Origin of the sequence: Streptomyces sp. NPDC088252, assembly GCF_044740965.1 — a bacterium.
Taxonomy (GTDB): Bacteria; Actinomycetota; Actinomycetes; order Streptomycetales; family Streptomycetaceae; genus Streptomyces.
In genome coordinates this window covers 66,745-90,477 of record NZ_JBIURS010000030.1, presented here as the reverse complement: position 1 = coordinate 90,477, position 23,733 = coordinate 66,745, and the positions used below count along the sequence as shown (strand labels likewise).

Below are 23,733 nucleotides of genomic sequence, written 5' to 3'. Positions count from 1 at the left end.
GCAGCCTCGGCTACCGCAGTCCCGCCGAATACGAGACCGCCTTGGCAGCCTGACCACCACACCAAAGGTGTCCGTCAAAGCGGAACAAGCTCAAGGGCCCGGCTCTGCACACTGTGGTTGCGGTGGTGGGAGTTGGCGATCGTGAACTGCCACAGAGGCCCGAAACGGGCTTCGACAGGGTTGGCCCAGGAGGCGTAGGTCGGGGTGAAGCACAGCTCGACGCGGTTCTTCTTCGCCCAGCGACGGATCTTGTCGCCCCTGTGGGCGGACAGGATGTCCAGGATGATGTAGATCGGGGGCGCCGTCCGGGCGCGCGGCCCGGATCGACCTCAGTGCGGTCAGGGTGTTCACCGCACCCTTCTTGCGGCGGTTGACGCCCCACAGCCGGTCGTCGCCGACGGAGTAGCAGCCGTGGAAGTACCGCACCCCGTGGGTGCGGTGATAGGTCGCGGGATGACGCTCGGAGTGACCGGCGAGCGCCCATCCGGCTCCGGCGGTGGGGTGGGCGCCGAGCGGGCCGAACTCGTCGCACGCGAAGACGCGGTCCGGGAAGTGCTCCAGCACGTGCTCGATCCGGTCGAGCTTGCCGTCGCGCTCAGGGTCGGGGGATTCCTTCCAGGTCTTGGTGCGCTGGAAGGTGACGCCGCGACGGGCGAGCAGGCACCGTAACGCCTCGCGACCCATCCGGATCACACGGCCGTGCACCTTCCGCAGGCAGGCGGCGAGTTTGCGGATCGACCAGCGCGTGAAGGGCTGTCCGAGCTTGGTCGGTCGGGTGATGGCCGTCTGGACGACGAAGTCCTCGTGGTCAGGACTGAGAAGGCGGGGACGGCCTCCCGCCCACCGAGGGTCCAGGCAGGCCAGGCCGATCTCGTTGAAGCGGTGGATCACGTCGCGGACCGTGTCCTTGTCGGCCTGGACGAGCTTCGCGATCACCGGGACCCGGTTTCCGCCGGCCGCGGCCAGCAGCATCATCGCGCGCCGGCACCGCACCGAGCTGGTGCTGCCCTGGCGCACGATCTGCTGGAGCTCCTGCCCCTCCTGGTCGGTCAACCTGCGCACACGGACAGGTTCAAGGAATACACAGGCAGCCTCAACCTGCTCTACAAGTTCGTCAACCAGGGCCGCCTGGAAGGCGACCGGATCACGCCCTCACCGCGCCGCGTCACCGCCTGGATCGCGGCCTGCCCCGAGAACCTGCCCGACAAGGCCGGTGCCCATCGGTGAACTCCTCGCTGTCTGCCTTGAGATGACCGCACTGGCCCAGTTCGTTCGCCACTTCGCCCAGCTCATGGCCGAGCGCCGCGGCGCGGACCTCGACTCCTGGATCAAGCAGGTACGCGTGGCCGTTCTGCCCGAGCCGGACGCCTTCCTCAACGGCCTCGACCAGGACACGACGCCGCCGTCGCCGGGCTCACCCTTCCCCGCAGCAACGGCCCCACCGAGGGCGTCAACACCAAGGCCAAGGCCAAGGCCAAGATGACCAAACGGCAGATGTACGGCAAGGCAGGCTTCAGCCTCCTTCTCACCGCATCCTCTCGGCATAACCTCCCGCACCGTCACCACCGAAAGTGCGACAGAGTCGTTCATTTTACAGATCTGGTTCCGGTGTGCCGGGCACGGCCAAGGAATCTGGGCTTCCTGTTGGGGCATTCATGATTCTCCTGTGATTTATATCACAGGGTGTGATCGACTGGGTCTGTGCAATGATTCACCGGTGCCGGACCGGAAAGGATCCGGCTGTGTCACGATGAAATCGCAATAACTTCTCCCCGGCTCGGCAAGTCGTAACACTGGAGACGACACATGCCCACGATGGTGGTTATTGGATATCGGGATGATCTTGACGAGGCCCTCCGGCGTCGGGGTGTAGATCCCTTCTACATCGTTCCGACTCCGGTCATCTCGCCGGAGAAGGTGAAATTTCGCTGTGTCGCCGACATGGAGAACGTCCAGGAAGTTCTCCGCTCGGTGCTCTCCGCTCAGACGGGGGATCTGGCAGGCGTGCTCAGCGTCCATGAGATGGGTGTATTCCCGGCGGCCTGCCTGCGTGGGCAATTGAATCTTCCGGGGAACACGGATTCACGTAAGGTCCTCAACTTCCGGGACAAGTACCTCCAGAAGAGCCTGCTGCCGCCCGAGGTGCGGCGCGCGCGGTGCCGGTATCTGCCCGTGGGCACGCCCTACGAGGAGCCGGCCGCCGAGCTGGGCACCTCTTTCGTCGTCAAGCCGGCCACCGGGGCGGGCGCTCTGCGCACCAGCGTCGTCCGCTCGCCCCGGGAGTACGCCCGGGCGCTTGAGCCGTTCTCCGGACGCTCGGACGTCGAAGTCGTTGCCGAGTCGTTCGTCGACGCACCCGAGATCTACCTCGACGGCGTCTGGCAGCACGGCGTGCTCCAGTGGTCGTCTCTGAGCAGCAATCACATCTCCCCGCTCAGCGCGGTACAGGGCGGCGTTCTGGCCGCGCATGTGCTCGACCGGCAACGATGTCCGGACCTTTTCGAACAGGCCGAGGCCATGGCCCGCCGGGTGCTCGCCACCCTGGAGGCGCCCGACTGTGTCTTCCACATGGAGGCGTTCCATCAGCCCGACGGGTTGATGTTCGGCGAATGCGCCGTCCGGTTGCCGGGAGCCCTGTCGCCCCGGGTCAATCAACTGACCTACGGCGTCGACCTCCTCGACATCGAGATCGCCCTCGCCCTCGGGGAGGCGCCCGAGCCGCCGTACGGCCACCGGACACCGGACCGCTTCCACGGATATCTGCTCCTGCGTCACCCGCGCGACGGCACGCTGACGCAGCGGGACTTCGAGCGTGCCTTCTCTTTCGACGAGCTGCACTACCCTTTCGCCCCCGACGCGCCGGTCGGTCCTTACGGCCGCGTCGGTCACGCCGTCGTGTCCGACGCGGACGAGTCGAGGCTCAGATGCACGATCGACGAGATTGCACGCTTCAACGAGACAGGCGGCGCCTGCGGCGGCTTGCCGCTCGCATGACGGTGGACCGACCGGGTCCGACCCCGGGCGCGGCGCATCGTGTGCTGGTGCCATACGGATCTTTGGCCGCAAGTACATGGCGTCGCAACCCTGACCGGCTCGGCGAAGATCTCCCGGCACGCAGAAACAGCAGTTCGCGAAGCGAGTAATGCAAACCCTCATTGTGGCCCATATCGCACGACTCGCGGCCATGTGGCTGTGTCATGGCGCATCGGATGTCAGGGGCGGATCCCGCCGCTCATCGTGACCTAACACGACAGTAATTCGTCATTTCGGCAGTGGTGACTCTGGAGACGACGCATGCCCACGATAGTCGTTGTCGGACACGGGGGAGATCGCAATCAATCCCTGCGGTGTCGGCGTCTAGAATCCTTTTGTGTCGTGCCAGCACCTCTACACTTACAGGGTGGGAATAAGTATCGCTACGTCGCGGACATGGAGAATGTGCAGGAAGTTTTCCCGGCGGTGCCCTCCACCGGTCTCCACGACCTGGTCGGCGTTATCGGTGTTCATGATTCCGGAGTCTACGCCGCGACCTATTTGCGTCGGCAGTTGAATCCTTCTGGAAACTTCGATTCCCAGGGAGTTCTCTTCTTCCGGGACAAGTACCTGAAGAAGAGTCGGCTCCCGCCGGACGTCCGGCGCGCGCGGGCTCGTTATGCGTCCCGGGTCACGCCCTACGCGGAACTCGCCGAGGAACTGAGGAAGCCGTTCGTCGTCGAACCGGCCATCGGCGCGGGCCCGCTGCGCACTGAGGCCGTCCGCTCTGCCGAGGATTACCACCGCGCCCTGGAGCCGTTCCCAGGAGAGTCGGACGTCGACGTGGTCGCCAAGTCGTTCGTCGACGCCCCCGAGATCTACATGGACGGCGTCAGGCAGGGCGGCGAACTGCACTGGCGTTCCTTGACGCGCCATGGCGGTCCGCCCGCCGGAGCGCTTCCACGGCTGTCTCGTGTTGCGGCGCCTCGCCCACGGCAGCCTGACGCGCGAGGACTTCGCGCGCACCTTCACGTTCGACAAGCCCACTCATTCCTCCTCGCCGGACACGCCACCCGGCCTACGGCCGCGTCGGCGGGGCGATCGGCTCCGACCCGGAAGAGCGGCGGCTGAGCCGCACGATCGCAGAGACCGTCCGGTTCAACGAGACCGACGGGACGAAGTGCCCCGGTGCGGACAGGCCCACATCCCAGCGCCGCAGCGACTCCCACCGGAACATTGCCCGCACGCGGACCGCCACCCGCCGACCTGCACCGGCCGCGGCCGCGTGCCGCGCACCGCCTGCGGCGGACACCGCCCCGCCCCGGACTCACAGGGCCTCACCGCTCGCGGACACCACCCACCCCTCCGCCAGTACGTGCGCGCTGATCCATCCAGTTCAGTCCCACCTCGATCGGGGGTCTTCACTGCCATGCCGGACATACGTCACGCCACAAGCGTCACGACGCTTCCGCATCTGCTCGAACGCGCCGCACAGGACACCACACGCGGCGTCACCTTCGTCGACGGCCCGTTCGTCTCCTACGCCGACCTGCGCGAGGGCGCCCTGAGAATCGCCCAGGGCCTGTTCAGCCGGGGCACCGTACCGGGGGACCGCATCCTGGTCGCGGCCGGCGACCCCGAGGGCTTCTTCCGCGCCTTCTGGGGCTGCCTGCACGCGGGCGCCGTGCCCTGCCCGATCGCCCCGGCCGCCGATTCCTCCCGCCTGCGTCGGCAGCTGGAGCACCTGCGCGACCTCCTCGGCGACCCGTTGGTCGTGGTACCAAAGGCACACGACGATCTGCCCGACGTCGGGCTGACCACGGTGACCGTGGAGGAGCTGGACGCCGCTCCGACCGAGCCCGAGCACATCCACGCGGCCGCCCCGGACGACCTCGCCCTGCTGATGCTCACCTCCGGGTCGACCGGATCGAGCAAGGCGGTCCGGCTCACCCACGCCAACCTTCTCGCGGCGCAGGCCGGGAAGTCAGGGGCGTTGGACCTGGGGCCCGCCGACACCATGATGAACTGGATCTCCGCCGATCACATCGCGGCCATCGAGGCGCACCTGCTGCCGATGCGCAACGGTGCGAACCAGGTCATCGCCACCCCGGCCACCGTGCTGGCCGAACCGGTCGGATTGCTCAGAATTCTGACGACACACCAGGTACGGGTGACGTTCACTCCCAACTTCCTCTTCGGTCAGATCAACCAGGCCCTCGCACGGACGGCCGGGACCGTGTCCGGCATCGATCTCTCGCGGATCCGCTACATCATCTCCGGCGGCGAGGCGACCGTGACCGCCACCGTGCGGTCGTTCCTGGACGCCCTGGCCCCCCACGGACTGCGCCCCGACGTGGTGGTGCCCGCGTTCGGGATGACCGAGACCTGCGCGGGCAGTGTGTTCAACCGCGAGTTCACCGACCGGGACCTCGGCGAGGAGTTCCCGCCGCTGGGCCACCCGGTCGAGGGGCTGCATATCCGGATCGCCGACGGCACCGGCACGGTGCTCTCCTCAAGCGACAATCCCGCCTCGGCGGTCTCCGGCGAGGTGCAGCTACGCGGAACCATGGTGACCGGTGGGTACTTCGGCAACCCTGCGGCCACCGCCGAAGCATTCACCGACGACGGCTGGTTCCGCACCGGCGACCTGGGCCGGCTCGACGCCGACGGGCGGCTGACCCTGATCGGCCGCACCAAGGATTCGATCATCGTCAACGGGGTCAACTACTACAGCCACGACCTGGAAGCGGTCCTCGACGAGCTCGACGGCGTCCGGCGCGGACAGGTCACGGCCTTCCCGATCCGACCCGAGGGCGCCGACTCCGAACAGCTGGCCGTCGCCTTCGTGCCGGCCGTCGACCCAGCCGACGAGACGACCCTCTACCGCACGCTCGTCGCGGTACGCAGCTCCACGGTGATGCACTGGGGATTCCGTCCCCAGCTGATCCTGCCCGTCGTCGAGGCGCAGATCCCGCGCGGCAACCTCGGCAAGGTCCAGCGGTCCCGGCTGCGCACGGCCGTCGAGTCCGGGGCGCTGGACGCGGCGGCCCGGCGCGCCCAGGAAGTGACCGGCCGCTTCCTCGGCGGCCCCGTGGAGCCGGCGGACGAGGAGGAGGCCACCCTGGCCCAGGTGTTCGCCGAGGTGCTGAACGTCGGGCGGGTCCCGGTCACCGCGAGCTTCTTCGACCTGGGCGGCACCTCGCTCGACGTCCTGCGGCTCAAACTCCGCGTCCAGACCGCCTTCGGCCTCGACGACCTCCCCATGGCGACGCTGCTGCAGGCCCCGAACGTGCGGGCGCTGGCGGCCCGCCTGGCCTCGACGTCCGGCGCGGGCGGCGACGTCGCCTACGACCCGCTGGTGCCGCTCCAGGTCACCGGCGAGGGGATCCCGCTGTTCTGCGTCCACCCGGGGCTCGGCGAGGTACTGGTCTTCGTCAACCTCGCCAAGTACTTCACCGGGGAGCGGCCGTTCTACGCGCTGCGGGCCCGGGGCTTCGGGCAGGGGGAGTCCCACTTCGCCTCCTTCGACGAGATGGTCGGCGCGTATGTCGCGGCGATCCGACGGACCCGCCCGAGCGGCCCGTACGCCGTGGCGGGCTACTCCTACGGTGGAGCCGTGGCGTTCGAGATCGCCAAGCGTCTGGAGGCCGACGGCGAAAGGGTTGACTTCGTCGGCATCTTCAACCTTCCCCCGCGCATCTCCGGCCGAATGAACGAGATCACCTTCACCGACGGCGCCATCAACCTGGCGCTCTTCCTCGAACTCATCAACCCGGCAGACATCCCCGAACTGAGCACCGCCCTGCGCCTGTTGCCCGAGGCGGACCAGCTCGCCCACCTCGTCGAGCACGCCCCGCCCAGGCGGCTGGCCGAACTCGACCTGAATGTCGAACGGTTCGGCGCCTGGGTGCACCTGGCGCAGAGCATGGTGCACCTGGGACGCGACTACGAGCCGTCCGGCACGGTCGAACGGGCGCGGGTCTTCTACTGCACCCCACTCAAGGGCACCAAGCAGGAGTGGCTGGACGGTCAGCTGCGCGACTGGGACGAGTTCACCCGCGAGACGAACAGCTACATCGAGGTGGGCGGCGAGCACTACACGCTGATGAGCCCCCAGCACGTCCAGAGCTTCCAGGCAACCCTGCGCAGGGAACTGACCCGCGCGCTGGACCGATGACCTGCCGGGCCACCTTCGACACAACCGGGAGCGACTGACCATGCAAGGCAAGAAGATTCTCATCACCGGCGCCACCGGACAGATCGCGCGGCCCGTGGCCGAGGCGCTCGCTGCCGGCAACGAAGTGTGGTGCCTCGGCCGGTTCGGCGATGCCGAGGCCCGCAAGATGTTGGAGACCGCTGGCGCCCGTACCGTCGTCTGGGACATGGCCACCGACGAACTCGACGGACTGCCGGATGACTTCACCCATGTGCTGCACTCGGCCGTCCACCGGGGCGACGGCCACGACTTCGAGGACACCGCCCGCGTCAACGCGGTGAGTACCGCGCGCCTGATGACGCACTGCGCCGGCGCCGAGGCCTTCCTCTTCGTCTCCTCCGGAGTCGTCTACAACCGGGCCGACGCGACACACCGCTATCGGGAGAGCGACCCGCTCGGCGGCGCGGCCCCCTGGCTGCCCACGTACCCCGTCGCCAAGATCACGGCCGAGGGCGTGGCCCGGGGCCTCGCCGAGAGCCTGCGACTGCCGACGGTCATCGCCCGGCTGAACATCGCCTACGGCCCGTACGGGCACGGCGGCGTGCCGGTGATCCTCTTCGAGCAGCTGCGGAGCGGCCGGGCCTGCGCGGTGCCGCGCGAGGGCCAGAACTACTGCAACCTGCTCCACACCGATGACGTCGTCCGCCAGGTGCCGCTGCTGTGGGCGGCCGCCCGCACGCCCGCTCAGGTGGTGAACTGGGGCGGAGACGAAGAAGTCGGCATGACCGACCTCATCGGCTACATGTCCGCTCTCACCGGCGTCCCGGCCCGGCTCGACCGCGAGTCGCCCAGCCGCGAGACGGCGATCTTCGACCACCGCGTCCGCCGCGACCTCATCGGCGACTGCACCGTCGACTGGCGGCCGGGCATCGCTCGCACGCTGGCCGAAATGTTCGTGGAGTACCGCGACCGTATCGAGGCGCACCTCGCCGCCGACGAGGGCGAGACGTCCGGCGCCTCCGAGGGAGTGGAGGGCGGCGATGCGTAGGGAATCGGATGTCACCGAGCTGCGGCGTGTCCTGTGCGCCGCGCTGGAGTCCGGCCGGCCGGTCGGCGCGCCGGGCCGACTCGGCCTGCTCCACGAGTGGTTCACACGGGCCGACGTGTCCGACCCGCAGCGCCCCACCTTGATCGGGGGAGTGCCCCATGGCCCGAGCAGTCCCGCTCCCAGCCCACTTGCAGTGAACGAACTCATGAGCAAGGCAAATGAGTTGGGCCTCAAACAGATTCTCGTACCGTACGTGCGCCGCACCGACGACACCGGGCCGCTGCGCACGGCCGGGTTCGTCGTCGCCGCCGCGGGAAGCGAGGGGCTCGTAACGCTGCCCGGCGAGGTGGCCGACGTGCTGGGCAGCCGGGTCGGCGAGCAGCGGCTCGGCGAACTGCGCGCCCGCCACGACGAGTACCGGGAGCTGAGCTGGGAGCTGATCCGGCTCGGCGACCTGCCTCGGCAGCCCGCGGCGCGCGAGGCGTTCGCCGCTCTCCATCAGCAAGAGGGCGGGCGCGGCGCGCTCTGGAGCGCCGAGGCGCTCGACGCCCTGGCCCAGGGGACCTTGGCGGACCGCACCGACCTGCTCGTACGCCGCCGCGGCTGCCACGTCGTACAGGCCGGACTCCTGGTCCGCTCGCACAACGGGCGCGGGATCTACAGCCTCACCCAGGCCCTGGCACCAGACGCTCCGGCCGCGCGGCAGGCCCTGTACGAGGCGTCCCTGTACGAGCTGTATCTGCACGCCCGACGCACCGGCCTGGAGTGGGTCCACCTCGGGCCCGGCGACGCCGAGCGGATGCGGGCCCTGGGCGCCGACCAGTTCGTCCTCCTCGACCACTGGCTGCTCGCCCCCGGCATGGACGCCGAGCCTGAGGAGCCCACGGAAATCGAGGTGTCGGCCTTCGCCACCGAACCGGTCGCCGCGGTGCCGGTCCCGGGCCCGGCACGCTTCCGCGGCCGGCCCAAGTTCGACCTGCTCGACCTCTCCGGCAACACCAACCCGTTCCTCGGGGCGGACGGACGCTACCCCGAACTCGACACGGCCGAGTTGGCCCGTACGTATCTGACCACCGTCGGACGGCTGCCCGGACACGAGGGCCTCGGTGAACTCGGCGCCGAGTACGCCCTGTTCACCAGCGGGGCCGTCGACGCCGTCATGCTGCTCCTTGCCGCGCTGGCCTCACCCGGCGAGGCGGTCTGCGTCACCCCTCCGACCTTCGAGCTGTACGCGCACTTCGCCCGCGTGCTGCGGCTGCCCGTCGTCGAGGCACCGCTGCTCGGCGACGACCTGGCGCGGCTGGACGTCGAACGGATTCTGGCGGCCGACCCGCGCGTGACGTTCCTGTGCGACCCCAACAATCCGGTCGGCACCAGGCTCGACCCGGAGCAGGTGCTCGAACTGGTCACCCGCAGCCGGGGCCTGGTCGTGATCGACGAGGCGTATGTGGAGTTCAGCGTGGGGCCCTCGTACGCCCCGCTCATCGCCCGGCACGACAACCTCATCGTGCTCAGGACGCTCTCCAAGGCGTGGGGGCTGGCCGGGGCCCGCTGCGGTGTCGCTCTGGCACAGCCGGGGCTCGTCGACGCCCTGCGCCGGGTCCAGGTGCCCTTCGGGTTCACCAACGCCTCGCAGCGGGCGGTACGCGACCGGCTCACCGACTCCCCGCGGGTGCTGGACAGCGTCCGGCGCATCCTGTCGGAGCGGGACCGGATGGCCCGTGCGCTCGCCCAGCACCCGGCCGTGGAGCAGGTGTTCCCCTCCGAGACCAACTTCCTCCTGGTCCGCACGCACAACCACGGACGCGTCATGGAGCAGCTGCGCGGCGCCGGGATCATGGTTGCCGACACCGCCCGGCTGGTTCCCGACACCTGCCGTGTCTCCATCGCCGACGAGCGGGCCGGCGACACCCTGCTCGACGCCTTGTCCCGTGTGCGGTGAACTGCGGGCCGACCATTGCGCCACCAGCACCCCGAGAGCGAAAGGACCGGCCCGTGGGTAACCGCCCCCAGACCGACCACCACCCGGTGCACGACCGCCCGCTGACCAGCGAGGTCGTCGCCGAGAACTACGACCGCTGGAGCCCGCCGCTGCACGCGGACTTCGCCGCCAACGAGCACAACGGCCGCGTCGGCCGCACCCTGCTGGTCGACACCGAGAGCCTGCGCGTCTGGGAGACGAGCCTCGAGCCGGGCGAGCGCCTCCCCGTCCACCGTCATGTCCTCGACTACCACTGGATCGCCCTCACCGACGGTCGCGCCCGCCAGCACATGAGCGACGGCACCAGCCGGGAGATCTCCTATGCCCGCGGGCGGACGAGGTACTTCACCGTCGCCGACGGCGGACATCACCTGCACGACCTGAAGAACATCGGCGACGAGGTGCTGTCCTTCCTGACCATCGAGTCCAAGGCCGGCCCGAACGAGCCGATCGACCTTCCGCAGGACCCGTGACGGTGGCCGTGGGGCCGTGTCGCAACCATCTTCGCCAGGGAGGCTGAACCACCGTGATCGTGCTCGGGTACAACGGATTCACCAAGGGCGCCGAGATCTTCGGGCGCCTGTTCGGGGCGACCGGCGTCGCCCGCAACCTGCTCGTGGGCCACGACGCGTCGGCGGCCCTCGTGGTCGACGGCGAACTGGTCGCCGCCGTCGAGGAGGAACGGCTCAGCCGCGTCAAGAAGACCTCCGACTTCCCCGCCCACGCGATCCAGTGGTGCCTGGACTTCGCCGGCGTCTCCCTCGATCAGGTGGATGTGGTCGCCTTCCCTTGGCGCTTCTCGCCCGAGGTGGCCGACGAGATGATCGCCCAGGTCGCCTCGGGCGGTCAGTCGCCCGCCGAGAAGTTCGACGTCCTGCGGCGCGCCGGCGAGTTCTACACCGACATGGTCAGCCGTGAGGCGATCCACGACGACTTCGTGCAGCGCACCGGCTGCGAGCTCGACCCCAACAAGCTGGTCCTGGTGCCTCATCATCTGGCCCATTTGACGTGCGGCGCCTATCTGGCCGGGGGCGGAGACGCGGCGTTTCTGGTGAGCGACGGGCGGGCCGAGACCCTCTCCTCGGTGATGGGCGAAGTGCGCGACGGTGTGGTGCGCGTCTTCGACGACAGCACCATCCCGATGACCAGTTCGCTCGGCGTGGCCTACGGACGGATCACCCGCTACCTCGGCTTCGTGCCCAACAACGACGAGTACAAGGTGATGGGACTGGCCGCGTACGGTCCGTCGCCGCGTCGCAACCCCCTGCTGGAGCGCTGCGTACGACTCCACGCGAACGGCACGTACACCATTTCCATCCCCAGGGGCGTGACGGCGTACTACGCGCTGTTCGACGACCTGTTCGACGGTGACAGCGAGAAGCGCGAGGAGTTCGACTTCCGGGTGAAGGTCGCCACCATGGCCCAGCACATGGTGGAGGCCGTCACCGCGCACCAAGTGCGGGCGCTGACGGCCGCCTCCGGTCTGGACACACTCCTCTTCGAGGGCGGTCTCGCATTGAACTGCGTGGCCAACACCAAGATGCTGGAACGCTCGTCGTTCACCGGCATGGAGGTCAGCTTCGGCGCGAGCGACCCGGGGGTCGCCATCGGCGCGGCCGTGTACACGGCCGGGCTCAGAAACCGCTCCGCCGACGCCGCCACGCCCTACCTCGGGCCCTCCTACGACGAGCCGCACATCCTGGAGGCACTGGAGGAGTACGCCGACCGCGTCGAGTGGCAGGAGGAGGCCGACATCGAGGCGGTCACCGAGCACACGGCGCGGCTGCTGTCCGAGAAGAACGTCGTGGCCTGGTTCCAGGGGCGCACCGAGTACGGGCCGCGCGCTCTGGGCAACCGCAGCATCCTTGCCAACCCGGCTTTCCCCGAGATCAAGGACATCATCAACATCCGCGTCAAGCACCGCGAGCCCTTCCGCCCCTTCGCCCCGGTCGTCCGCGAGTCCGAAGCGCACCGGGTGTTCGACCTCGGCAAGAAGACCTCATCGCCATACATGACGTTCGTCTTCCCGGTCCGCGAGGAGTACCGCGAGCGGATACCCGGAGCTTGCCACGTCGACGGCACCGCGCGCGTGCAGACCGTCGACGACCACCAGAACCCGGTCCTGGCACGCCTTCTGCGCGCCTTCACCGAGCGGGCTGGCGTGCCCTGCCTCCTCAACACGTCCTTCAACGTGGCCGGCGAGCCCATCGTCTGCTCGCCGCGCGACGCTCTGGAGTGCCTCCTCGCCACGGAGATCGACCATCTGGTCATCGACCGCTTCGTGATCACCAAGAAGTCCGGCTGACCCCGGCGCCCCCGTTCCCGCGGTGAGCCGGGCGGATGCGAGGCCTACGGCGGCCGACACACCCGCCGTCCGGCCCGCCCGCGCTCGGCGCAGGCCCGGAACCACCGGCCCGTCACGTCCTGCGCCCGTCCATCCGGGTCACCCACGCGGTCCCGGGGCGAGCGTCGGCCTCAGGGCTGTCCCGTGCCCCCGGCGGGCACACGACGACAGCTACGGCATCTCGCCGCGTTGTCGGAACGTCCGCATACATCTAGTCCTGACCGCAGGATAGGGCGTAATAAGCTTCCTTGTCCCCATATCAGAAACGTGCCTCTTGACGTGTGTCAGTCAACGCCAATACGGTTTCCGCCGTTGATGCTCTACCGGGATCTGAGTGCAATCATCGGGAGGTGTATCTCTATGCGTAAGCTCGTGCTCACCGGAGCCCTGTTCATGCGACTCACCCGCAAGGACCGGCTGACCGCCCCGTACCTGTATTACTGATCGGCGCGGAAAGTAGCTGCCGGGGTGTTCGAGCGCTGCTCGCACACCCCGGTATTCCTGGAAAGGCGGGGCGGGGTGTCAGGGAAAATGCTGCTGGACATACCGGGACCGGCAGGCGACCGCGTACTCGGAAATCTTCAAGAATTCAGCACCGATCCACTCCGGTTTCTCACCGCATGTGCGAAGGAGTACGGGGACATCGTCCGCATCAGTCCGCGGAACGTCCTGCTTGCGGGCCCTGAGCACGTCGAGCGCATGCTCGTCGACCGCAACGCCGATTTCGTCAAGCAGGGCCCCGAGACCCGGCGTGCGGGACGAAGGCAGAGTCTGCCGCTGTCCACCATGAGCGCTGACGGGGAGGACTGGAAGGCCAAGCGTCGGCGCATCCAGCCGGCCTTCGGCCGGGAACTGTCCGCGACGGCCGCCGCCGCCATGCGCGAGCAGGGCGAGCGGATGCTGGAGCAGTGGCGTCCGGGCCAGGTGCGGGACCTGCAGCAGGACGTGTCAGTGGTGACCCTGCGCCTGGTCACGGCTCTGATGTTCGGCGAGGAGTACACCGAATCGGAGGTCGCCGAAGTCGCCGGGATGGTAGTTCCGATCATGGAACTCTCCGCCTCACCGGTGGTGCTCCCCGAGTGGCTTCCCACCCGTCGCAAGTTGCAGATCCGCCGCAATCTCCGTCGGGTCGAACGGACTCTCGCCCGAGTCTCCGCCTCGGGCCGCGCGGCGGACCCGGAAGCCGCGCCCGTGCTGCACGCACTGCTCCATGGCACGCCGACGCCTACGCCGGCCGAGGTGAACGACGAACTGGCAACACTGCTCATGGCCGGATACGAGACCACGAATGACGCCGTGGTGTGGGCCAGTGTCCTGCTCGCCCGAAATCCGGATGCGGCGGAGCGCGTGTACCGCGAATCGGAGAAGGCGCTCGCTGGGAATGTCACCGGGATGGCACTGTTGGGCGAACTGCCGTACACCGACGCAGTTCTGCGGGAAAGCCTCCGGCTGTACTCACCGGTCTGGATGACCAGCCGGGACGCCCGTATCGATGTGAAGTTCTCGGACTACGTTATTCCGGCCGGCACCACAGTCACGGTGAGTCAGTGGGTGAATCACCGCGACCCGCGGCACTGGAAGCAGGCCGGAGAATTCCGCCCAGAACGCTGGCTGGGGAAGGAGCCGACGGAAGTTCCACGCGGCTCCTACTTCCCCTTCGGACTCGGCCCGCGTACGTGCTTCGGCGCATCCCTGGCAGCGGTCGAGGCCGTCAGCCTGCTGGCCGCTGTCTGGTCCCGCTTCCGCCTCAGCCTCGCGACCCCGGAGTCCGTCCGCCCTCGTCCAGCCCTCGCCCTGCAGCCGCTGGACGCACGCTTCAGGGTAGAGGCATGGTGATTGACGAGGATCTACAAGGCGAGGCGGGCCGCGCCGCGGAGTCCGGACGGGCCGAGCGAGCGCGTCCCGTGGCAAGGAGAAGCCGAACCGAGGCCTCTCGGCGCCTTACCCGGGCAACTGCTGATACACGCTGTCGGACAGCCCGTTCACCCGCGAGGGCACTGTCGTCATCGTGACCTGCAGCATGGGCGCGCTACACCACCGTTGCGGTGCAGGCGTGGGATCCCATGCGGTGGGAACCGCGGGCGGAGCGGACCTTTCTCGTTCCGAGCACCGCCGAGTTCATCAACTATCCAGGCGTCAAGGGGGGTCAACAGCCCTCTCGTGGACCTCTGCGGACAGAGCCCGGACGCCCCGTCCCCCTACGCCGTGGACACCTTGGAGTACCTGGCTCCCTGGATCCGTATCCGTGCCCTCTTCGACCTGGGCTTCACGCGCATGGCGGTCGTGCTCCTCGATTCCGGCGGCAGAGCCACCCGCGCCGGCTTCGTGGAGTGCGGCGCCGACGAGGATGTCGTCGTGCACCTGAGCGATCCGACGAGCGACGACGAGCAGAACGCCGTGATGTCGCCCGACGGGCGCGGTGTCCGGTCCACGTGCACGATCCTTGCCGACAAGCAGAAGATCGGTTTTCGGCCCGTTGAGGGGGGACCACCGCTGGTTGGACGAGAGCCCGGCGACCGGGCACGGCCTACCCCTGACCGTCTCGGGTAAGCCCCCGCGCGCCGTCCAGGCCAACGTGGTCGGCGTCGCATCGAACGGCCGCCGTCCTGGCGGGGGCGATCACGGGCAGCGCGAGCCGGTCCCCGATTGATTCGCGGTTGAGCAGGTACGGCACCACGGCGTGCTTGATGGGTCCGAGCCGAGCTTCGGCGGCAGTCACCCGACCACTTCCTTCGGCCGACCACTTCCTTCGGCGTGATCACGTCGATTCCTCGTACCCCAAGGGTGCCGCGAGGCGGGGGCGGGCGGTTTGGCGCACCCGCACGAACTTCGCTGCGAAGATGGTGCTTTGCGCCCAGTGGCTGCTTGGCCGCGCACTTCTAGCGTCGTGTGCAGAGAAGAGATCTCCTCTCCGGAGCCCGGAAGGAGCCGGACATGAACGCAACACGCGGCACCGCGGTCGGTTCGGGGCCGAGCATCCCGGAAGGGGACGGGCATCCGGTGGTGGAGCCGCCTGTGCTGGGTGGGCCCGAGGAATCCGACTACTACCTGCTCGGGGATCTGCTCACGGACGAGCAGCAGGCCCTTCGCCATCGGGTCCGCGACTTCATGGACCGAGAGGTCGACCCGATCATCAATCCCTACTGGGAGCGGGCGGAGTTCCCTCACGAACTGGTCCCCAAGCTGGCGCAGCTGGGTATCGCGGGTTTCCAGGTCTCCGGTGACGGCTGTCCGGGAATGAGCAATGTGACGGCCGGCGTGGTGATCCTGGAGCTGGCCCGCGGGGATCTGAGTGTCTCCACCTTCATGGGCGTGCACTCGGCACTGGCAATGACCTCGATCGGACTGCTGGGGTCGGAGGAGCAGAAGCAGCGTTTCCTGCCGCCGATGGCGCGCCTGGAGAAGATCGGCGCCTTCGGCCTGACCGAGCCCGCGCACGGCACGGACGTGGTCAAGCTGGAGACGACCGTGCGCCGGGACGGTGACTCCTACGTGCTCAACGGCCACAAGCGGTGGATCGGCAATGCCACGTTCGCCGACTACGTGATCATCTGGGCCCGGGGAGAGGACGGGCACGTCGGCGGCTATGTGGTGGAAAAGGGCACGCCGGGGTTCGATGCCCAGGCGATCACGGGCAAGACGGCTCTGCGATGCGTGCAGAACGCACAGATCTCGCTCACCGACGTCCGGGTGCCCGCAGAGAACCGGCTGGCCGGAGGCCACACCTTCCGCGACACCGAGAAGGTCCTGCTGGCCTCCCGCTTCTGCGTGGCCTGGGAGTCGGTCGGGGCGGCCATCGCGGGCTACGAGACCGCCTTGGCCTACGCCAAGCAGCGGCATCAGTTCGGGATGCCGTTGGCGTCCTTCCAGCTCATCCAGTACCGGCTGGCGCGGATGCTGGCGGACATCACCGACATGGTGTGCATGCAGTACCGGCTCAGCCAGCTCATGGACGAGGGCAAGTTCTCGATGCCGCGGGTGGCCCTGGCCAAGATGCACTACACCGAACGTGCCCGGGCCATCCTCGCCGACGCCCGCGACATGCTCGGCGGCAACGGGATCGTGCTCGACTACCACGTGGCCCGGCACCTGTGCGACATCGAGGCCATCGACACCTACGAGGGCACGGACACGGTGCAGGCGCTGATCGTCGGCCGGGACATCACCGGATACAACGCCTTCGTCCCGGTGGCCGCGAGCCGCTGACCAGCGAGGAAGGGAGCAGCCATGGACAACGTGCCCCTGCTGGAGGGACTGCACGTCGTCGATCTCGCCAGCTTCATCGCCGCCCCGGCGGCGGCCACCATGCTCGGTGACTTCGGTGCCGACGTCGTCAAGGTGGAACCACCACACGCCGGCGACACCTACCGCGCGCTCAGCCGCGTGCCACCGAATCCGCAGGTCGATGGGGTCAACTACCCCTGGCAGCTGGACAACCGCAACAAGCGCAGCATCGCCCTGAACCTGAAGTCGCCCGGGGCCCGGCCGGTGCTCGAGCGGCTGGTGGCCTGGTCGGACGTGCTGGTGACCAACTTCCCACCGCGGACGCGCGCGAAGCTGGGCCTGGAGTACGACGACCTGGCCCCGCTCAATCCGCGGCTGATCTACGCCGACGTCACCGGCTTCGGCGAGGCCGGTCCGGACGCGCACCTGCCCGGCTTCGACGTGACGGCGTACTGGGCGCGCAGCGGCCTGATGGACGTCACACGCCAGCGCGACGCGCCGCCGGCGATGAACATCTTCGGATCGGGCGACCACGCGACCGCGGTCACCCTGTTCGCCGGGATCATGACCGCCCTGTACCGGCGGGAGAAGACCGGCCAGGGCGCACGGGTCACGGCGTCGCTGCTGGCCGAAGGCGTGTGGGCGGCCAGCATGTGGTTGCAGGCCATCCTGGTCGGCGCGAAGAACCCCCGCCCGGTCGACCGGATCCATCCGCCGAACGCGCTGGCGAACATGTACCGCACGGCGGACGACCGCTGGGTACTGCTCGCCTTCGCCAACGAGGACAAGCAGGTCCCGCTGTTCCTGAAGGCCATGGGCCACCCCGAGGCGGCGGAGAACCCACGCTACGCCGACACCGCGAGCCGCCGCGCCAACTCCGCCGAGATCGTCGCCTTGCTGGACAAGACCTTCGCGAGTCGTCCCCTGGCCGAGTGGCGCGAGCTGCTCGACGCCGCGGGCCTCACCTACGGAGTCGTCCAGACACTTGAGGAGTGCGCCCGCGACCCCCAGCTCGTCGCCAACCGGATCGTCGTCCCGATCGAGGACGGCAGCTCCGAGCCGCCTCTGACCGTCGACAGCCCCATACGGCTGGACCAGGAACGGAAGGTGCCCCCGCGTCCGGCCCCGGACCTCGGCGAACACACCGAATCCGTGCTGCGTGACCTGGGCTTCGACGCCGCCGGGATCGAGGACCTGCGCAAGGCGGAGGCAATCGTTTGAAGCCCCGGCCCGGGGGGCGCCGCGAAACCAGGACCACGCCGCCGAGACGCACACCACCGTGGAGGCGGAGCAGAGACGGGGGAGAAGGGAAGTCTCACCATGACCGAGGCCACTGACACTCCGACAGTGCGCACCGAGGAATTCGACGGCACGCTGGTGATCACCATCGACCGGCCGCAGGCACGCAACGCCATCGACGGTGCCGCTGCCCGGGCACTGGCTGCCGCCCTGGACCAGCTCGACGCCCGCGACGACCTCCTGGTCGGAATCCTCACAGGTGCGGGCGGAACTTTCAGTGCCGGCATGGACCTCAAGGCGTTCGCCACCGGGGACACCCCGATCATCCCCGGCCGGGGCTTCGCAGGTATCACCCGCGCCCGGATCACCACCCCCCTCATCGCCGCCGTCGAAGGCTACGCGCTGGGCGGCGGCACCGAGATGGCACTCTCCTGCGACATGGTCGTGGCCGCCCGCGACGCCACCTTCGGCCAGACCGAGGTCCACTACGGACTCGTCCCGCCCGAAGGAGGTCTGATCCGACTGCCGGAACGGATCCCCCGCAACATCGCCCTGGAACTCCTGCTCACTGGCGATCCCCTGCCCGCCGAACGCGCCGAGCGGCTCGGCCTGGTCAACCACCTCACCGAACCCGGCCAGGCACTCGACCAGGCCCTGGGCCTCGCCACCCGTATCGCCCGCAACGCCCCTCTGGCGGTGGCAGCCGTCAAACGCTGCATCGACCAGCGGACGTCCTACCGCGATCAGGATGCCTTCCAGGAGCAGGACCAGATCGTCGCGCCCGTCCTGGCGTCCCAGGACGCCAAGGAAGGCGCCCGCGCCTTCGTGGAGAAGCGGTCACCGCACTGGCAGCGCCGCTGATCCCCGGCCGCGTCGAGGTGGCCCGCCGCACCCGCGGCGTACCGGGGTCCCGCCACCCGGCGCAACCGACCCACCACACCCGACAAGATCCCAGGCCACACCATGCGCGACCAAGACGTGACCCAACAGCTCACCACCCCGCTGGACGCTCCCGCCTACCCCCGTGGCCCGTACCGCTTCACCGACCGGGAGTACTTCACCATCGTCTACCGCACCGACCAGCGAGCGCTGGAACGCCTCATCCCCGAGCCGCTGCGGGTCGCCGAGCCGACCGTGCGCTTCGAAATCATGCGGATGCCCGACACCACCGGCCTGGGTGACTACACCGAGTCGGGCCAAGTGCTCTCCGTGGAGTACGAGGGCGAGCGCGGTGAGTACGTCCTGGCGATGTACGTGGACAACCTGCCGGCCATCGCCAGCGGCCGCGAGATCAGTGCCTACCCGAAGAAACTCGGCGCCCCGAGGCTGACCGTCGACGCCGACACCCTGGTCGGCACCCTTGACTACGGTTCCCTGCGTGTCGCCACCGCCACCATGGGCTACAAGCACGCCCCGCTCGACGCCGACCAGGCACGAGAGGAGATCTGCCGTCCCACTTTCATGCTGAAGATCCTCCCCGGATACACCGGCCGGCCGCGCATCTGCGAACTGGTCCGCTTCCAGATCAACGACATCACCGTGAAGGGCGCCTGGACCGGCCCCGCCCGGCTGCAGCTCTTCCAGCACGCCCTGGCGCCGCTGGCGGACCTTCCCGTCCACAAGGTCCTCTCGGCCGGCCACGTCCTGACCGACCTCACCCTGCCGCCTCCCGAGCCCGTCCACGACTACCTCACGGCAGCACGCCAGGAGTCATCATGAACGGTACTTCCCCCGCCACCGACGGCACCATGGACGGCTTCCAGCGCGTCACCGTCATCGGCGCCGGGGTCATCGGAGCATCGTGGACCGCCCTGTTCCTCGCCAGGGGCCTGACCGTCACTGTCAACGACCCGCTCCCCGGCGTGGCCCAACGCACGCGCGACCAACTGCGGCAGGCCGTCCCGGCGCTACGGGCAATCGGCCTGCGCGACGGTCTCGACCGCGATCTGCGCTTCGAAGCCGACATCGGCAAGGCGGTCGCGGACGCGGACGTGGTCCAGGAGAACGGCCCGGAGCGCCTGGACTTCAAACAGGACCTCTTCGCCCGGATCGAGCGGGCCACGGGCCCGGACACCCTGCTGCTCAGCTCCACCTCCGGCATTCGCGCCACCGCGATGGCCCAGGCGATGACGCAACCGGGACGGCTCGTCATCGGCCATCCGTTCAATCCGCCGCACCTTGTCCCGCTGGTCGAGGTCGTCCCCGGCGAACAGACCGATCCGGACACGGTGCGGCGCGCCGTCGCCTTCTACACGGCACTCGGCAAGAAGCCGCAGGTGCTGCGCAAGGAGGTGCCCGGATTCGTCGCCAACCGGCTGCAGGCCGCGTTCTTCCGCGAGGCGGTCAACCTCGTCGTCCAAGGTGTGGTGACCGAACAGGAAATCGACGACGTCGTCACCTCCTCCCTCGGCCTGCGTTGGGCCGTCGCCGGCCCCTTCCGCAGCTTCCACCTCGGCGGCGGCCCCGGCGGTCTGCCGTACTTTCTGCAACACCTTGGCCCCGCTCTGGAAGACCTGTGGCGTGATCTCGGCACCCCGACACTCGACGCAGCGACCGTCGAACTCCTCTCCGGACAAGCCGACTTCGGTGCGACCGTCGAGGAACTGGAGAGCGCGCGGGACGAGGCGCAGATCAGGGTCATGCGCGCCCTCGGCGAGGACTGACTCGGCGTAAGGCCGACCGAGTGCTGCCCGCGAGGGAGTGAGTGCTGTCTCATGAGGAAGTCAGGAGCGTCGAGCCGAGGTACTGGACGGCAAGGAGCGCCACCTCGAGATCGGTCCGCTGTTCCTGGACCGTATGCCCCATGGCCTCCTCGGCCTTCCGGATGCGGTACTGCACGGTGTTCTTGTGGAGGATCTGCCGACGTGCCGTAGCGGTGTAACTGCAACCGGTGTCCAGGAAGATCCGCACGGTCTCCCGTGACCGTGCGGCGGGCTCGTCATCGACGGCCAACGGACCGAGAACGCTCCGTATCCAGATCCGTACGTCGTCGATATTCCTACACATCAGGGCAATCGGAGCAACGCGGGAGTAGGCGGTGAATCGAACCCCCGAACTCGACGCCGCGGCCAGCTCCTGTGCCCGCAAGGCCTGCCGGTGCGTCCAGCGGAATCCCTCGACACCGGGCTCCGGCCGCCCGGCGCACACGCACATGGACGGATCGCCGGCCTCGACCACACCCCACATCCGTTCGAAGGAGACCTCACCGTCCGAGCCGCACGGCAACCAGGCCCAGCACGACTTCTCATCATGAGGGATGAACAACGGCCTTGCGGAACAGTTCAATTCTTCGGCGATGGCACTGGTGATCCGGTCGAGTCGGGCCAACCCTCCACCACCGTGCGTCGGCACGGGCAGCCAGGCCACCAGCCCCAGGTGCACCTGCCTGAGCCGGTAGCCAAGTGCCGATTCCGCCCAGTCGACGTCGACCTCCTGCTCGGCAAGAATCTCCCGCACCCGCGCGGCGCGCCCTGCCGTCTGGCCCAACAACCAGCGTTCCTGTTCCAACCGGTAGAGCTCGATGACATGCTCGGTCACTCGGTCGATGTAGCCGAAACTCACCGTCAACATGCGCCAGACGGTCGCGGCGAAGAGATCCTCTCCGATCCCCTGACCGTGGAGTTCCTCCAGACACCACTGCAGGAAGCGCCAGTGTCCGATCCGATAGGACCTGACCAGTGCACTGATGGGAACACTCCGCTGTGCCAGCCTCCTGGCATACTCCAGAGCCGCCGCGGGCCCTTCGACATTGTCCAGGGGTATGTCGTTCTCAAAAACGTGCAGCAGAGAGGCAACATTTTCCGCGACACTTGCGTGCAAGAGTTTGAGGACGGGTTCGTCTCCCCTGAGCTTCGGGATTTCGTCAAGCACGTAATCGCATATGTCGCGGCTGACCTCCGGGAGGCGTGACGCTACGTTCGCCGCAACCACGGAAAGTGTTTTCCCGACCTCGGGAAAATCCGTGCCCATGCCACAACGCTACCTGGCTGAAGTCGAAACGACGCGGCAGCTGTGCCAGATGTACGTGCCCACCTGCGGCACCGGCCTTCGACCATCTGACCCGGCGGCCCGCCAGCCTCTCCGGCGCGGCGGTTCACGTCTCAGCGGCCGGCTTCGTGGCGTAGTGGGCGGCCGGCCGGCGTCACCTGTGTGGCGCAGAGGGCTGAGGGGATCGTGAAGGCGCGCTGTTCCGGCGACGTGTTCTTGTCGTTGTCCGAACTGAACGCCTGCTGGCCGGTCGGTCGAGACCTGAGCAGGCGAAGCTGCCGCGATTCATGCCGGTCTCGCGTGGGCAGTCGGGGAGATTTCGATGGGCTGAGGGGCTGTGCTGCGTGGGGCTGAAGCTGCGTGTGCTGGAATCTGACGCTGCACCGGTGTGGTTTGCGGTGCAACCTTGATGGACCCTGCCCTGCCGTTGAAAGGCTCCCGCACCCGGATGAACGGGCCTGGTCGTCCGACGCAGATAGGTTGAGCGCTCGATTTGGCAGGTCTGGGCGTCAAAGTTGGCGGGCAGGCGGCTGCCGGGTGACCGGTGGGTCATCGTTTGCCGCCGAGGACGGTTTCCTTCCAGCAGGTGGGGAGAAGGTCTGCCGCTCAGGCGGCACAGCGGCGGGCATGGCACGAGAGGGCACCCAGGCGGCCATCACCGAACGCGCCGCCGCTGCCGGGGTCAAACGGTACGAGGTCGAGAAGACCGTGAAGACGAGTGTGCGGCATCCCGGGACGGAGTAGCCGAAGGTGCTGGAGCCTGCGGTGGCAGGGACAGTGGAGGCCAGGAACCAGGGGCCGCGCATCGTCGTTCACCCGCCCGTCGGGCGGGCGCTGCCCCGGCCGACCGAAAGGTGCATCCCCATGACTGCGGAGCGCGTAAATCTCGACCCGCACCCCCTCACCGCCCTGGTCACCGGGGCCACGTCCGGCATCGGCCGGGCGGTTGCCAAGCGGCTGGCCGCCGACGGAATGTCTGTCGTCGTGGTCGGCCGCAACGCCCAGCGCGGCGCCGAGACCGTCGACGAGATCACCACGGCCGGCGGCCACGCCCGATTCGTCGCGGCGGACCTGGAGGACCCGGTCGGTATCGACCGGCTCGCCGCGGAGGTCGGCGAGGTCGACGTCCTGGTGAACAACGCCGGACAAGCCGTCTGGGCACCGACCGAGGACATGAAGGTCTCCGACTACGACGCGATGTTCGCCGGCAACGTCCGAGCGCCGTTCTTCCTCGTGGCCGCCTTCGCCCCGGCGATGGCGGCGAAGGGATCGGGCAGCGTGATCAACATTGGCAGCATGGCCGGCAGCCTCGGCTTGGCCAATGGTGCCGCGTACGGCGCGACCAAGGCCGCGCTGGCATCACTGACGCAGAGTTGGACGGCTGAGTACAGCGGCCGTGGCGTCCGCTTCAACACCGTTGCCCCCGGCCCGGTCTACACCCGGGGCGCGGCCCGCGAGCTGTTCGACGCGATCGCCGAAACCACAGCGATGAAGCGCGCGGCCGAGCCTGCCGAGGTAGCCGAGGTCGTCGCTTTCCTCGCGTCGTCGAAGGCCAGCTACGTCACCGGCGCGACCGTCGCCGTCGATGGCGGCCGCACCGCCATCTGAACCCTGGCTCGCACACTGGCCTGCGCGTTTCGCCTACGGCGGTGTCCGGGTCCTGATCGGAAAAGGAAAGTCTCTTCTGACCTGGGATGACGAGGCCTGTCGAAGGTCTCTGTCATCACAGCAGGAAGGCACTTTCTGCGTGCACGCCATCCGGGCGCGTCCCAAGCTCGCCG

The 23,733-nt window shown here is 68.5% G+C and carries 17 protein-coding genes and 1 pseudogene; 15 read left to right on the top strand and 3 right to left on the bottom strand.

The window, feature by feature from the left end; all coding sequences use genetic code 11:
* Positions 1 to 74: 74 nt before the first annotated feature.
* A pseudogene (locus ACIOHC_RS38185) lies at positions 75 to 975 on the bottom strand (IS630 family transposase).
* A gap of 942 nt (positions 976 to 1,917) precedes the next feature.
* On the opposite strand from ACIOHC_RS38185, the gene ACIOHC_RS38180 reads away from it, so the two are divergent.
* Positions 1,918 to 2,994 carry an ATP-grasp domain-containing protein gene (locus ACIOHC_RS38180; RefSeq protein WP_365690319.1) on the top strand — a complete coding sequence of 359 codons (1,077 nt, stop codon included), beginning with the start codon at positions 1,918 to 1,920 and terminating at the stop codon, positions 2,992 to 2,994.
* 399 nt (positions 2,995 to 3,393) lie between these two features.
* On the opposite strand, the gene ACIOHC_RS38175 is transcribed toward ACIOHC_RS38180, so the two are convergent.
* Positions 3,394 to 3,888, bottom strand: coding sequence for a hypothetical protein (locus tag ACIOHC_RS38175; RefSeq protein ID WP_365690321.1), 495 nt, complete (start codon positions 3,886 to 3,888; stop codon positions 3,394 to 3,396).
* Between the two features lie 514 nt (positions 3,889 to 4,402).
* Between ACIOHC_RS38175 and ACIOHC_RS38170 the strand changes: the two genes are divergently transcribed.
* From ACIOHC_RS38170 to ACIOHC_RS38110, 13 genes are all read left to right on the top strand, one after another.
* Entirely contained in the window at positions 4,403 to 7,150 is a 2,748-nt protein-coding gene (locus ACIOHC_RS38170; RefSeq protein ID WP_401846166.1) for an alpha/beta fold hydrolase, read from the top strand.
* A gap of 40 nt (positions 7,151 to 7,190) precedes the next feature.
* Positions 7,191 to 8,177, top strand: coding sequence for an NAD-dependent epimerase/dehydratase family protein (locus ACIOHC_RS38165; RefSeq protein WP_401846164.1), 987 nt, complete (start codon positions 7,191 to 7,193; stop codon positions 8,175 to 8,177).
* Positions 8,170 to 10,119: a pyridoxal phosphate-dependent aminotransferase gene (locus ACIOHC_RS38160; RefSeq protein ID WP_401846162.1), complete on the top strand. Its 1,950-nt coding sequence runs from the start codon at positions 8,170 to 8,172 to the stop codon at positions 10,117 to 10,119. Before ACIOHC_RS38165 ends, ACIOHC_RS38160 begins: the two co-directional genes overlap by 8 nt.
* 53 nt (positions 10,120 to 10,172) lie before the next feature.
* Positions 10,173 to 10,631, top strand: a complete 459-nt coding sequence (locus ACIOHC_RS38155; RefSeq protein WP_351078676.1) for a hypothetical protein — start codon at positions 10,173 to 10,175, stop codon at positions 10,629 to 10,631.
* Between the two features lie 53 nt (positions 10,632 to 10,684).
* The gene (locus ACIOHC_RS38150; RefSeq protein ID WP_401846159.1) at positions 10,685 to 12,463 is read left to right on the top strand and encodes a carbamoyltransferase; all 1,779 of its coding nucleotides are present in this window, start codon (positions 10,685 to 10,687) and stop codon (positions 12,461 to 12,463) included.
* A 354-nt stretch (positions 12,464 to 12,817) separates the two neighbouring features.
* Positions 12,818 to 12,946, top strand: a complete 129-nt coding sequence (locus ACIOHC_RS38145; protein WP_401846169.1) for a cittilin family RiPP precursor — start codon at positions 12,818 to 12,820, stop codon at positions 12,944 to 12,946.
* Positions 12,947 to 13,033: 87 nt separating this feature from the next.
* Entirely contained in the window at positions 13,034 to 14,338 is a 1,305-nt protein-coding gene (locus tag ACIOHC_RS38140; RefSeq protein ID WP_401846156.1) for a cytochrome P450, read from the top strand.
* 324 nt (positions 14,339 to 14,662) lie between these two features.
* The gene (locus ACIOHC_RS38135; RefSeq protein WP_401846155.1) at positions 14,663 to 15,052 is read left to right on the top strand and encodes a hypothetical protein; all 390 of its coding nucleotides are present in this window, start codon (positions 14,663 to 14,665) and stop codon (positions 15,050 to 15,052) included.
* Positions 15,053 to 15,436: 384 nt separating this feature from the next.
* Positions 15,437 to 16,708, top strand: coding sequence for an acyl-CoA dehydrogenase family protein (locus ACIOHC_RS38130; RefSeq protein ID WP_351078687.1), 1,272 nt, complete (start codon positions 15,437 to 15,439; stop codon positions 16,706 to 16,708).
* 21 nt (positions 16,709 to 16,729) lie between these two features.
* Positions 16,730 to 17,947: a CoA transferase gene (locus tag ACIOHC_RS38125; protein WP_351078690.1), complete on the top strand. Its 1,218-nt coding sequence runs from the start codon at positions 16,730 to 16,732 to the stop codon at positions 17,945 to 17,947.
* A 99-nt stretch (positions 17,948 to 18,046) separates the two neighbouring features.
* A complete protein-coding gene (locus ACIOHC_RS38120) occupies positions 18,047 to 18,826 on the top strand; it encodes a crotonase/enoyl-CoA hydratase family protein (RefSeq protein WP_351078692.1) in 780 nt (259 codons plus the stop codon).
* 102 nt (positions 18,827 to 18,928) lie between these two features.
* On the top strand, positions 18,929 to 19,684 hold the full coding sequence (locus ACIOHC_RS38115; RefSeq protein ID WP_351078694.1) for an acetoacetate decarboxylase: 756 nt from the start codon (positions 18,929 to 18,931) through the stop codon (positions 19,682 to 19,684).
* A complete protein-coding gene (locus ACIOHC_RS38110; protein WP_401846151.1) occupies positions 19,681 to 20,628 on the top strand; it encodes a 3-hydroxyacyl-CoA dehydrogenase NAD-binding domain-containing protein in 948 nt (315 codons plus the stop codon). The genes ACIOHC_RS38115 and ACIOHC_RS38110 overlap by 4 nt, the downstream gene beginning before the upstream one ends.
* 49 nt (positions 20,629 to 20,677) lie before the next feature.
* Here the strand turns inward: ACIOHC_RS38110 and ACIOHC_RS38105 are convergent, their stop codons facing one another.
* Positions 20,678 to 21,934 (bottom strand): helix-turn-helix domain-containing protein, encoded by a 1,257-nt coding sequence (locus tag ACIOHC_RS38105; protein ID WP_365690339.1) that lies wholly within the window; start codon positions 21,932 to 21,934, stop codon positions 20,678 to 20,680.
* An 882-nt stretch (positions 21,935 to 22,816) separates the two neighbouring features.
* Here ACIOHC_RS38105 and ACIOHC_RS38100 point away from each other — a divergent pair.
* Positions 22,817 to 23,560 (top strand): SDR family NAD(P)-dependent oxidoreductase, encoded by a 744-nt coding sequence (locus ACIOHC_RS38100; protein ID WP_401846148.1) that lies wholly within the window; start codon positions 22,817 to 22,819, stop codon positions 23,558 to 23,560.
* The last annotated feature ends 173 nt before the right edge of the window (positions 23,561 to 23,733 follow it).